Raw genomic sequence first — 12,715 nt, 5'->3', positions numbered from 1 at the left:
AACGCAGCTGCGACGATGGTAGTGTGGCATTCGCCATGCGAGAGTAGTACACCGCCAGGCACCTCATAAAGCCAAAAAGCCCACTCAGTCGAGTGGGCTTTTTGCTTTATCCGCTACGCGTGGGGCGTACAACACTCCCACGCCAGCCACAGTGGTGGCATTGTGCAGGCCTTCCTTGGCCTGCATCGCTTCGCGACCTGCCTGCGGCAGTCCAAAACTGCTCCCAGCAGTTTTGTCGCCATGCTATATCGATGTATTTTTGAAAAAAAAGAGTAGTACAGTGAAGCTGGGAATTCGGTAAGCCAACAATTTGCATTGAAGCGCCTACGGGGCTGGACTACCAGCGGCGCACAACACTCAGACGCCAGCCACACTCGCCCCATCGTTGGGGCGCGTCCTTGTAGGACCTGCCTTCGGCAGTCCAAAACTGCTTCAGGCAGTTTTGTCGCCATGCTACATCGGTGTATTTTAACAGACTGCTATTTGCTGAGGTTTATAGCCGACTTTACAAAAGCGACAAAGATCAGCAGTAATAATTATTTTCGGATCAAATTGCCATTAAGATCAAAGGTCCATTCAGCAGGGCCCAGCTCTGCAAGTAGCGCAGACACTTCTGCTAATGGTCTTGCGGCGATAAATTGCTTTTGGGTATCAAGAAAAATTAGCCATTCACTGGCTTGTTTAATAATGTCCTGTTCATTAAATTGACTATGCATACCCATATAGACTGGCATTACACTACGCCAGCCATTTTCGAGACGGAAGATGTAACGGCTTTGATAGTCAGGATGTAGATAATTAGCCTGTTCTATGGCATTTAGTTCTGTTCGATCAAATACCCTAGCGATAGCGACACTGCTAGAGCGTTGCAAATAGCCTCGTAATAATTGCAATTGTTGCTTGATTGCTGTGTCGTTCTGGTCGGCGGTTAGGCTACTTACCACTGGTTCAGCGATCTCAAGGGCAAACAACTGTAATTCGTAGTAGTCCAGATTCTCTCGATAGCGGGTTAATTCGTCGCAGCTGCCAGCTTCCAGTGGATCTCGAGGTTGCAAACGCTGCCAGTCACCGCTTTGTTGGCTCGCAAATAAAAAATCTTGATATGGCAGTTTTATCTTGGCTTCTATTGCCGAGCGTAATAGCTGTAACTCGGGTAAGCCATTCTGGCGGTAGTCACGTTGTGATTGGCATTCTTCATATTGCAATCTCAGTATGTTGTAGGCTTGTTGAGCTGACAGAGCAGATTGAATTAGGCCGCGCTCTGATTGACTAAGATGTTCCAGACTCGGCTGGCTTGCTGCAAGTAATAATGTAAACAGACTAAGCATAACGTCTCCGCAAATTTTCCTGACTGCACCAGCTTTTGCAGGCTAGCCTCAATATGTCTGTGCCGCTTGAGAATGATTGGCGACGCTATGTTGCAACACTTTAATAATGGCGCCTTTACCTGCAAGTTGAAAACGCTTTGCAATTAGTGGCCAAGGCTGTTTTTGCCAGCAGCGGGCGATAAAAACGGCTGCTGCGAGCGGGTCTAACAGTAATCGATACTCGTTAAACCAATAGACCAGTAAAGTTGCCACCAGTTCATAAGGTCGTTGTCCTAAGGCAAACAAGCTAAGTTGCTGCAGCTCGGTAGGGCTAAGGATGCGTTGGGGTGGGCTGATTAGCTTTAGCAGTAACGCTGCTTCTAGAGCTGAGGGGTAATCATTCAGTTCCAGATAGAGTTGCAGTGAAAAATGTTTAGCGAGCTGTATAACTCTGGCGGCGTCACCTTGTAAAGCTTTACATACTAATACCGAGGGTTCGGCACTGGCCTTATCCAGTTGCTGGCCAAGGCGGATGGGCTTAAAACCATTGCGCTGCCAAAAATCCACTAAGGTCGGTGTTGCCCCAAAGCTACTGCCAAGATAATGATACCCACCTGTGACAAGTTCCTCGCTGACTAAATGCAGTAACTGGCTACCCAGCCCTTGCTGCTGTAAGCAGGGGACTATGGCGATGCGCATAATACGCGCCAGTTTTAAGCTAGCCAGTTCTGGCTCGGCAAGGTGAAAGGCTAAACTTTGGGCTAGCAAATGTCCCTGTACCCGCCGTTTCCCCTGATAGATCTGCTCGGCCAGTTCAGCGCTAAGCTCGCCTTCACTGCTGAGCAGCATGCAGCCAAGTAATTGGTTATTTTGCTCTAGGGTATATACCGCAATGGCAGTATTTTCAAACAGCATCAGTAAATCTTTGACCTGTGTTTGATAGTGAGCAAAGCTGAGTAAGGCAAAGATCTGTTGCAGTTTTATTGGTTCGGCCAGCCAGTCGAGTTGTTGATAATGTTTTAACACCACAGCTTGAGTAGCGTCATATTCTGGTTCGGGCAAATCTAGTTTCAACAAAAAGCTATGCCGAATTAGCTGCTCTAATGGATCTTGCAGTTGATAACGGATAGGCTCGCTTAAGCGCAGTTGCCGCCAGTTGGGGCATTGTTGTGCTAAATAAGGCTGAAACCTTAATTGAAAGCCTCTGCCTGTCCCTTCGTAACCATGTTCTGTACTAGCAAATACCAACCGACTGTAGTGATCAACTAGCCGTTGTAATTGTGATGCTGGCAGTGCTGCAGCCTCATCTACGAGAACCAAGTCAGCAGCTGGCAATTCAGCCAATAACTGATCAATAGCGATATATTGCAGCGCATTTTGCTGCGATTGATTGATCTGGCTGGCAAAGTGCGCGAGGGCAACACTCGCTTGAACCTGAGAGGGGGCTGTTATCAGTATTCGTTGTTTACCCAGCTTGGCTAGCTGTGCAGCAGCCAATCCCAAAGCACTGGATTTACCACAACCACGATCGGCGGTTAATATCAAAGGACGACGGCGATGACCTGTTACTACTTTTTCAATAGCTGCAACGGCGGTCGCTTGCTCGGCGGTTTTAAACGGTGGATTGCATGAAGCGACGACGGCCCGCGGCGGAAAAATGGGTTGTTGTAGGATTTGTACGTCATCATCCGCAGTAAGTTGGGCGCGCAGTAGATTAGCTTGTTGTAAGGTTTTGAGCCAAAAAGCAGTAAAGCTTTGTGCACCGGCCTGCGGTGTCAGTGGGTAGGATAATAACGGCTGATGATCAGGGTTGGGCTGTGCCAACCACTTATCGGTTGGTGGTGTCAGTAACAGCCATAAGCCACCGGCTTTTAAGGCGCCGCTGGCAGCGGCGATCTGATCGCCATTAAAGCCGTTACAGGCGTTAATAATCAACCAGTCACATTCTGTGCCTAGCAACTGATGCGCTTTTGCCTGCTGCAGCGGTGTGCATTGCTCGGGTGTGTTACTGCCCAACCACCAACACGTATGAGGAGCAAAATGTGCGAGTAGTTGCTTGGTAAAAGCCAGTAATGCAGTAGGTTCACCTTGCAACCATACCGGCAACCGTACCCGATGCTTAGCAGCTTGCTGTAATAACTGATCAAGCTGCTGTAAGAGCATTTAGATTGCTTCCAGTCGGGCATAAGCGGTCATTAACCATTTACTGCCTAGCTGGTCAAAGTTAACCTGAATCCGCGATTGCGGGCCGCTACCTTCGTAATTAAGGACGGTGCCTTCGCCAAACTTTTCATGCAGCACCCGTTGACCCAGTTTAAAACCAGTATTTTCAAACGCGCTATGACTTGCCGCATGGCTAAAACGATTCATTTGCGCAGGTTGGCTAATCTGTGTTTTTAAACGTATTTCTTCAACACATTCTGCCGGGATTTCTCGTAAAAAACGCGAGGGTTTCGGATATTGCTCTTGACCATACAAACGACGACTTTGCGCATGGCATAAGTACAGTTTCTGCATAGCGCGTGTCATACCCACATAACACAGACGGCGCTCTTCTTCTAAACGCGTTGGATCATCACCACTTTGTTGGCTGGGGAACATGCCTTCTTCCAAACCACACATAAACACTAACGGAAATTCTAGGCCTTTAGCGGAGTGCAGCGTCATAAGCTGTACCGCATCAGAATGTTCTTCAGCTTGATATTCGCCCGCTTCTAAGGCCGCTTGCGATAGAAAGGCTGCAAGCGGGCTCATTTCTTCTTGTAACACGCTATCAAAGTTCTGGCATGCAGTAATAAGCTCGTTTAAGTTTTCTATACGCGTTTGCGCTTTTTCGCCTTTTTCCGCTTGATACATGGCATACAGACCAGACTGTTTGATGACATGGTCGGCTTGTTCGTGCAAGGGTAAATCCGTTAACTCAGCATCTAACTGGTTAACAAGCTGCATAAACTGATCGATTGCGCTGGCCGCTCGACCACTTAACTGCTTCTCCGCTAGCATTTGCTCCAGGGCTTGCCATAACGTTTGTTGTGTTGCTCGGGCGTGTTGGCGCACTTTATTCAAGGTAGTTTCGCCGATACCTCGCGCAGGTGTATTAATCACCCGCTCCATCGCAGCGTCATCTAAACGATTGTTGATTAAGCGTAAGTAAGCCAGCGCATCTTTAATTTCTTGGCGTTCATAGAAGCGCAAACCACCATAAATACGGTAATGCAATCCTTCTTGAATTAAGGCTTCTTCGAGCACCCGCGACTGCGCATTATTGCGGTATAAAATGGCGGCTTCGCTCAGTGGACTGCCTTTGTTATGCCAATCTTTAATCCGGCTAACAATAAAGCGTGCTTCATCTAACTCGTTAAAAGCATTGTAAACGGCGAGAGTTTCACCCTCACTGCCATCGGTCCACAGATCTTTCCCTAAACGTCCCTGATTATTGCTAATCACTGCGTTGGCTGCTTTTAGAATGGTTGAAGTAGAGCGATAGTTTTGTTCTAAGCGAATGGTATCAGCACCGTCAAAATCGGTTAAAAACTGTTGAATATTCTCTACTCGGGCACCGCGCCAGCCATAGATAGATTGATCATCATCTCCAACAATCATGACTTTAGCAGCTGTGCCAGCCAGTAGCCGTAACCAATGATATTGTATGGCGTTGGTATCCTGAAACTCGTCAACCAGAATATGCCGAAAACGCTGCTGATAATGACCACGCACATTACTGTGATTTTTTAACAGTTCAAAACTGCGCAGCAAAATTTCGGCAAAATCAACTAAGCCGGCTCGATCGCACATTTCCTGATAGGCAGTGTAAATTTTAACCATTTGCTGCAGGCTATAATCTGCGCCCGCATCAATGCTACCAGGGCGTTGACCTTCATCTTTTCTGGCATTGATAAACCACTGAATTTGCTTTGCTGGCCAATGCTTTTCGTCTAGGTTAAGGGCTTTTAATACCCGTTTCACTAAGCGTTGCTGATCATCCGAGTCAATAATCTGAAAACCTTGTGGCAAACCGGCTTCTTGATAATGGGCGCGCAACATACGATGTGATAAGCCATGAAAGGTGCCCATCCACAGGTTATTTAAACTGACGCCAATGGTGCTTTCAATCCGGCCACGCATTTCCTGAGCGGCTTTATTGGTAAAGGTTACGGCTAGTAAACTAAACGGCGCAACGCGTTCTACCTGCATCAACCAAGCCAAACGATGCACCAGTACCCGCGTTTTACCACTACCGGCGCCTGCCAGTACCAGCATATGTTGCGGGGGTGCGGCTACCGCATCGCGTTGTTTATCGTTTAGCCCATCGAGCAGGTAAGATACATCCATCAGCAAGTCTCATTAAATAGCTTATATGCCATTATAACAGGCACGTCCGGTAGGCCAAGCGGATTAGTGGATAAATACCCAGTTATTAGGGGGTACTCAGTTGTAGAATAATCCCTAATAACTGGCGACTGCAGATTAGTATGCATGACGGATATAAATTATGGTTGATTAATTGCTGTTAATGAGGCCGTACTGATATAACAATCTGCTTTATTCTAAAAAGGTAAGTTTCTCTTTATATTTCCAATTAAAACAATGGCTTATGACAGAGTGAGCTTAATGTATACTTCGTGTTCGTGTTGCTGTTATCTTCATTAATAATGGTTGAATTGTATTGTATTGTATTGTATTGAATTGTTATGTATATTTTTGTGGAAATTAGTTTTTTAGTTAAAGTTAAGTTGAAAAACAGGGAAGAGTAAACATGAAATTTTTTATCAAGTGTTTAGTTGTGGTTATTCTAGGCATATCTTTTACTATGAGCTTTGCGGTAAGGACGTCGACAGATCCCTGTTTAGCGCCGGATAAACAACATGCATCGCAATGCAATGATTATCAATATGACAAACTAAACGCCTACTTTCTAGACACAGTAAGTACTGAACAGCAAGTACTGATTACTCGGGTAAAATCTCGGGCGACGGGCCAGCTTATGTATGCGCATTATGATTTTGTCATCAAATGTGCAGTAAACTGTGCAGTATCAGAGGCGGATATTTTGCAAGATGCGCTCTGGGCTTTTAGAAATGCGCTTTTAGAAAATCGGCTTTATGAAAAAATTCAATATCCTTGCGAATCAACTGAGGATGAATGTTGTGATAACTCTAGTTGTCAGCAAATTGATAAAGTAGATGATACCAATTTTGCACAGGAACGCCATGTTCTACAAGAAGGTGCGCAATCCATTCAACGTAAAAAAGGTAGCTCCCAAGGTAAAGAAGTAGAGCGCGCATTACTTAATACAGATGCTGCGGTTAATTTGTATCAGAACTTAGCTTTAGACAGTAGCAATGCAGCAGACTTTCAGCATCGCCACACAACACAGCTTCATCAACCTTCGCTGTTTTCACTCTTAAAAATGACTGAAGGCTTCTACAAGGTGATGAGATTGGTGGCGGAAAATACTTATGAAGCGGCTGACGGGACAGTAAGACATGATACGGATCAGAATCTATTTTATGCCGATATAGAAAATAATTGGGGTGGACGGAGCAATTCACACTTGCACAATTTCCTGATAAATGCCTTTTATTTGCCTGATAATTTTAACTGTAGCCACTCTACGCAATCCAATAATGAAGCCACGATGAGATCAAGCATCAATATCTCTTGTAAATAAAATATAAATAAACCACTTAGGCAATAAAACGCAATAAATAGTACTTACCAATTTAAATTCTTTAAAGAATGATTCGTTATTAGCCCGCTAAATGAATAGATTTAACATATCTAAACGCGTTATGTGGATATGCGGTAATACTGCAACGGGGTGCTGTAGGTGGTCTAGCCAAGCAGCCTGACATCCCGCATTTAGCGCGCCCATTACATCAGCGCGATGGCTATCGCCAATATGCAGTATGGCATTAGGACTTACGTTAAGCCGTTGCGCTGCGGTTAAAAACAGGTCTGGGTAAGGCTTCATGCGGCCATCAGGGCCAGCTTGTAAACTAAATTTAAAAATGTCGCCCAGCCCCATTTTTTTCACGCAAGCATTGCCATTGGTAATAGCAACAAGTTGATATTGTAATGCCAACTGACGCAGTAATTGTATAACATCGGGCGCAATACTGATGGTTGTTCTGGCCTGCCAGAAGGCCTCATACGCCACCTCTGCGATCTCGCCTGCTTCACACTGGCTTAACCCTAAATTGATTAGGCCGGCTTCAATACCCAATAAGCGCCAGCGTCCCATATCATGGCGGATCTCAGGCTGCTTCTTTGCCAAGATACGGCGCTGTTGCCACCAAAACTCACTGTTATAACCGCGAGTGATCGGTGCATGTTGCGCCAAGCTGTTTAGCATAGCGGCTTCGGCGGCGGCAATCACCGGTTTGTTGTCGTATAAGGTATCGTCTAAGTCAAAAGACAGTACCGAAATAGGCTGAAGCGCTTTATAAATCTGCATTATTTTTTCCTAGCCCTTGGGTGGGCGTTGTCGTATACCTTGGCCAAATGCTGAAAATCTAAATGAGTATACACCTGTGTGGTACTTAAATTCGCATGGCCTAGTAACTCTTGTACGCCACGAAGGTCGCCACTGGATTGCAATAAATGGCTGGCAAAGGAATGGCGTAACATATGCGGGTGTAAATGCTGACCCAAGCCTTGTTGTTTTGCCCAATGTAATACCCGCTCTCGTACTTGACGGGGAGAGATACGCTGTCGCTCAATGCTCAAGAAGAGGGCTTGTTGTTCAGCCATTGGCTGCTCTGCGTTTAGCAAAGCGGGTCTTTGCGCTAGCCAAGCTTTTAGAGCCCTGAGTGCCATAGTGCCAATAGGCAGTAGGCGCATTTTATTGCCTTTACCGGTTACCCTTACTTGTGCTTCTGACAGATTAAGATCGGGCACATTAATAGACACTAACTCGGCTAAACGTAGCCCAGAGGAGTAAAACAGCTCTAACATGGCTTTATCGCGGCAGGCCAAAATGTCTTCGGTACTATCAAAGCTTAGTAAATGCGTTAATTGTTCAATTTCTAATTGCTTGGGCAGGGTTTTACTGGCTTTGGGCAGCTTTAAATACTGCGCGGGATTAGTTTCTGTTAACCCCATTTGCTGTGCATAGCGATAAAAACTACGCAAGGTTGAAGCCGTCAGTGCCAAACTGCGGGCGCTAAGACCGGCTTTTCTAAAACGCAGCAATTGCTGTTGTACTTGCTTATCCGTTAAGGCAAACCAACCTTGCGCGGCAGTATCAGTTTGCTCAGCCCAGGCTTTGGCGAGTTTGATAAGCTGTTGATGATAAGTTTGTAGCGTTTGTTTACTGTAACCACGTTCTAATCTTAGGTATTCGAGAAACCGTTGCACAGGCTCAAGCCAGTGCAACGGTAAGTCAGGCGATGACATAACGCGGTAGAATTAAGGCTAGCAAGGTAACAAGATGGCGCAAAAATAAGACATCCATACCCGGTTGGAAATGATCATCTAACTCACTGCCGAACGCTAAAATAGCTAAGGGGGCAGTATTATTAGCGCTAGGATCGATACGCAAGAGTGCGACGGAATGCACCTGTGCGGGGAAAAGGCCTTGTTGCTCTTCCTGATTTAAACGGCCTAGATACACGTTTTGTGCTTGTAAGCGTCGATTAAGTAATAACTGATAAGGATGTAAATCTATTTTACCTTGTTCAAAACCCAATAGACGGCAGTACTTTACATGTGGCATCGCATCCGCAAATTGTTGTAACGCTACGGTTATATCGTCGAATGATTTTGCCTGATGAATACTGATATGCAGTGCATTTAGCGCCAGAAAAATGTGCTCGTTTTGACGGGCAACGGACATCAATCGAGTGATGTCTTCTTCAAGTAGATTGATTTTTTCACGCTGTAGCTCAAGTTGCCGTTCTACTAAGGATACGGTGCCGCGTTGTTGATGGGGCAGCCGCAGTCGTGGTAATACAGCAGGATAGTGCTGAAAAAAATCTGGGTTATGTTGTAAATAGTCTTCTACCACCGAGGCGGCAAGACGAGATTGCTCTTGGATCAGACTGTCGGTCATAAGGTAAGTTGTCCATCAAACACATGTTCGGCTGGGCCAGTCATTTTAACAGGCTGACCAGGGCCATTCCAGCGAATGTGTAACGAGCCTCCAGGCAAGTCTACGCGCACTTGAGGCCCTAATTTTTTTTGTAATTGTCCTACAACCACGGCGGCACACGCACCTGTTCCACATGCCAAGGTTTCGCCTGCGCCTCGCTCCCATACTCTTAATTTAATATGTTGCGGCGATAGCACTTGCATAAAACCAATATTGGCTTTTTCGGGGAAACGCTCATGCGTTTCGAGTTGCGGCCCCAGCGTTTGCACCGGTGCTATTGAAACATCTGTAACATCCAGTACCGCATGCGGGTTCCCCATAGAAGCCACTCCACAAAATACCGTTTGTTGCTCAGTGAGCATGATATAGGTGACTTCTTGCTTTTGAGCTTTAAAGGGCACTTTAGCCGGTTCTAACTGTGGGATCCCCATATTCACCGTGACTTGACCATCTTGCTCAACGTACAACGTGATTTTGCCCGATTTGGTACTGACATTGATCTTGGTTTTATTGGTTAAACCGCGATAACGCACAAACTTAGCAAAACAGCGTGCGCCATTGCCACACTGTTCCACCTCAGAGCCATCGGCATTAAAAATGCGATAATGAAAGTCTAAATCGGGATCATAAGGCGGTTCTACCATTAATAATTGGTCAAACCCCACGCCAAAGTTACGATCAGCCAGTTGTTTAATCTGCTCTTTGGTAAGAAAGATATTCTGGCTGACTGCGTCAACCATCATAAAATCATTCCCGAGCCCGTGCATTTTGGTAAAGTTAAGAAGCATGATGACCTTAAATACTTAATCTGACAGAATCTGCTCGCCTTGCCAGAGATCTTGCCATTGTTCACGGGCGCGGATCACGTGACAACGTTCACCATCTACCATAATTTCGGCGGCACGAGGCCGGCTGTTATAATTTGAGCTCATGGTAAAGCCATAAGCACCAGCAGAACGCACTGCCAGCAAATCGCCTTCAGAGATCGCTAATTCACGATCTTTACCCAGGAAATCACCCGTTTCGCACACAGGGCCTACCACATCATAAGTTTGCTTCTGCAGGGCCTTGTTTATAACAACGGGTACAATATTCATCCAAGCACTATAAAGTGCAGGGCGAATTAAGTCGTTCATTGCCGCATCGACTATGGCAAAGTGTTTTTCTTGCCCAGGTTTTAAAAACTCGACTTTGGTGAGTAATATACCGGCGTTCGCCATAATGGCGCGGCCAGGTTCCATAATCAGTTCAAGTTCAGGATAGGCGGCCAAGCGTGCAACGACTTTACTGATATAATCGGAAGGTAAAGGCGGCTGTTCTTGATCATAGGTCACGCCCAGACCACCACCGATATCGATATGCTTTAACTGAATACCCTCGGCTTTTAAGGCATCAATTAAATGCAGTAACTTTTCTAGAGCTTCTAAAAACGGCTGTGTTTCAGTAAGTTGTGATCCGATGTGACAATCAACGCCCACTAATTCAATATGGCTTAGCGCGCGTGCTGCCCGGTAAATATCTGGTGCCAGCAGAATATCGACACCAAACTTATTGGCTTTTAGGCCTGTCGAGATATAAGGATGTGTTTTAGCATCAATATCTGGGTTAACCCGCAGTGATACTGGCGCTTTTTTATCTAGGCTCTTTGCTACTTCTTGTAAACGGTGCAGTTCACTTATCGATTCAACATTAAAGCATTTAATGCCCAGTTGTAACGCAAAGCGCATTTCTTCAACGGTTTTTCCCACCCCAGAAAAGACCACTTTTGCTGGATCGCCACCGGCAGCAATAACGCGGCGTAATTCACCGCCAGAGACAAGATCAAAGCCACTTCCTAATTTTGCCAGTACATTAAGTACCGCTAAATTGCTATTTGCTTTTACGGCATAGCAAACCAAACTATGTGGGTGTGCGGCGGCGGCATCGGCAAAGGCGCGATAGTGTTTTTCAATGGTTGCTTTTGAATACACATACGTTGGTGTGCCAAAATTAGCGGCAATTGTTGGCAAAGCAACGTGCTCTGCAAATAAGGTATCACCCTGATAATTAAAGTAATCCAATCTTATCACCCTTGCTGTTCGGTTGGTTCAGTTATCTTTTGCGGTTGTGGCGCTGACACTTCCGGCTTTGGCTGTGGTATGGTAAGCGGCCCTTTCTGGCCACACGCGCTGAGTAGTGCAGTGCATAAAAGCCCGCTAAGCAGCAGGCATAACGAGCGTGAAATTCGCTGAGCGTGCATGGTTTTTTATTTCATTAATTAATTGACGCTCTATAATCGCATCCTTAGCAGTAAAAGCAAACAGGTGAAGCAGATGAATGATCTAGAATATGATGAATTAACGGATCAAATGTTACTGGCAGTAGAAGAAGGCATCGAGCAGCAAGAGCTTGATCTGGATTATGAGTCTAATGGTGGTTTATTGGCGATTACCTTCCCTGATCGCAGCAAGATAATTATTAACAAGCAGCCACCTTTGCAACAATTATGGGTCGCCACCAAATTTAATGGTCATCATTTTGAATGGCGCGATGGGCAATGGATTGATAACCGCACTGGCACGGAATTTTGGCAATTGCTTAATGACGCAGCGTCAAAACAAGCAGGTGCAGTCGTTGTTTTAGGACCACAATAATATGGCGTTACTTCCTTTTGTTGATGTTCCAGCTCAAGGCCCGGTAAAAGCTGCTGTTGTTTGGTTGCATGGCTTAGGCGATTCAGGGCATGGCTTTGCACCAATTGTGTCAGAGTTACGCTTACCGGCTAATGCGGGTATTCGCTTTTTATTTCCCCATGCCCCTGAGATCCCGGTAACGATTAACGGCGGCATGCGGATGCGAGCCTGGTACGATATTAAGACCATGGATCTAACCAATCGTGCTGATGAAGCAGGCGTTAGGCAATCAGCGGAAGCGGTTACCGCCTTGTTAGATAAGCTCATTAGCGAAGGTATACCCAGTGAACGTATCATACTGGCCGGTTTTAGTCAGGGTGGTGTGATCACCTTACATTTACTGCCACGATTGACCTATAAGTTAGCCGGTTTTATGGCGTTATCAACCTACATGGCATGCCCAGAAAAACTGGCAGCAGAACAATTAACCATCAATAAAAACACCCCAGTATTTATCGCTCACGGTACCCAAGATCCGGTTGTGCCATTAGCCGCAGGCCAACACGCTTACCATACCTATAAAGCTGCAGGCTTTAATGTCAGTTGGCGTGATTACCGCATGCCGCATAGTGTGTGTGCGCAAGAAGTGGATGAAATTAGCCGTTTTATCCAAAGCAAGCTGCCGGCTCAGACGGAGGAATAAT

General features: G+C 45.9%; 12 protein-coding genes. 3 read left to right on the top strand and 9 right to left on the bottom strand.

All coding sequences use genetic code 11. The features are described 5' to 3' along the window. Positions 1 to 536: 536 nt before the first annotated feature. Genes IE070_RS13655 through uvrD form a run of 3 tightly spaced genes read right to left on the bottom strand, consistent with a single transcriptional unit; the run spans position 537 to position 5,639 of the window. Entirely contained in the window at positions 537 to 1,328 is a 792-nt protein-coding gene (locus IE070_RS13655; protein ID WP_189483752.1) for a hypothetical protein, read from the bottom strand. A gap of 48 nt (positions 1,329 to 1,376) precedes the next feature. Further along, complete coding sequence (locus IE070_RS13650) at positions 1,377 to 3,470, bottom strand: tRNA(Met) cytidine acetyltransferase TmcA domain-containing protein (RefSeq protein ID WP_189483751.1); 2,094 nt, start codon at positions 3,468 to 3,470, stop codon at positions 1,377 to 1,379. Next, a complete protein-coding gene (gene uvrD, locus IE070_RS13645; RefSeq protein ID WP_189483750.1) occupies positions 3,471 to 5,639 on the bottom strand; it encodes a DNA helicase II in 2,169 nt (722 codons plus the stop codon). Positions 5,640 to 6,063: 424 nt separating this feature from the next. Between uvrD and IE070_RS13640 the strand changes: the two genes are divergently transcribed. Further along, the gene (locus IE070_RS13640; protein WP_189483749.1) at positions 6,064 to 6,978 is read left to right on the top strand and encodes a hypothetical protein; all 915 of its coding nucleotides are present in this window, start codon (positions 6,064 to 6,066) and stop codon (positions 6,976 to 6,978) included. A gap of 87 nt (positions 6,979 to 7,065) precedes the next feature. On the opposite strand, the gene IE070_RS13635 is transcribed toward IE070_RS13640, so the two are convergent. From IE070_RS13635 to lptM, 6 genes are read right to left on the bottom strand one after another with little or no spacing between them, the layout of a single operon-like run. Next, complete coding sequence (locus IE070_RS13635; RefSeq protein ID WP_189483748.1) at positions 7,066 to 7,764, bottom strand: HAD-IA family hydrolase; 699 nt, start codon at positions 7,762 to 7,764, stop codon at positions 7,066 to 7,068. Further along, positions 7,764 to 8,705: a tyrosine recombinase XerC gene (gene xerC, locus IE070_RS13630; protein ID WP_189483747.1), complete on the bottom strand. Its 942-nt coding sequence runs from the start codon at positions 8,703 to 8,705 to the stop codon at positions 7,764 to 7,766. Before xerC ends, IE070_RS13635 begins: the two co-directional genes overlap by 1 nt. After that, positions 8,692 to 9,360, bottom strand: coding sequence for a DUF484 family protein (locus IE070_RS13625; protein ID WP_189483746.1), 669 nt, complete (start codon positions 9,358 to 9,360; stop codon positions 8,692 to 8,694). Before IE070_RS13625 ends, xerC begins: the two co-directional genes overlap by 14 nt. After that, positions 9,357 to 10,187: a diaminopimelate epimerase gene (gene dapF / locus IE070_RS13620; RefSeq protein WP_189483745.1), complete on the bottom strand. Its 831-nt coding sequence runs from the start codon at positions 10,185 to 10,187 to the stop codon at positions 9,357 to 9,359. The genes IE070_RS13625 and dapF overlap by 4 nt, the downstream gene beginning before the upstream one ends. A 15-nt stretch (positions 10,188 to 10,202) precedes the next feature. Next, on the bottom strand, positions 10,203 to 11,459 hold the full coding sequence (gene lysA, locus IE070_RS13615; RefSeq protein ID WP_189483744.1) for a diaminopimelate decarboxylase: 1,257 nt from the start codon (positions 11,457 to 11,459) through the stop codon (positions 10,203 to 10,205). A gap of 5 nt (positions 11,460 to 11,464) precedes the next feature. Next, positions 11,465 to 11,638 carry an LPS translocon maturation chaperone LptM gene (gene lptM / locus IE070_RS13610; protein WP_189483743.1) on the bottom strand — a complete coding sequence of 58 codons (174 nt, stop codon included), beginning with the start codon at positions 11,636 to 11,638 and terminating at the stop codon, positions 11,465 to 11,467. Positions 11,639 to 11,711: 73 nt separating this feature from the next. Between lptM and cyaY the strand changes: the two genes are divergently transcribed. After that, positions 11,712 to 12,032, top strand: a complete 321-nt coding sequence (gene cyaY / locus IE070_RS13605) for an iron donor protein CyaY (RefSeq protein ID WP_189483742.1) — start codon at positions 11,712 to 11,714, stop codon at positions 12,030 to 12,032. Between the two features lies 1 nt (position 12,033). Further along, on the top strand, positions 12,034 to 12,714 hold the full coding sequence (locus tag IE070_RS13600) for an alpha/beta hydrolase (RefSeq protein ID WP_189483741.1): 681 nt from the start codon (positions 12,034 to 12,036) through the stop codon (positions 12,712 to 12,714). Position 12,715: the final 1 nt, after the last annotated feature.

The organism is Alishewanella tabrizica (genome assembly GCF_014652375.1).
Taxonomy (GTDB): domain Bacteria; phylum Pseudomonadota; class Gammaproteobacteria; order Enterobacterales; family Alteromonadaceae; genus Alishewanella; species Alishewanella tabrizica.
This window is presented reverse-complemented; position numbering and strand designations above follow the sequence as displayed.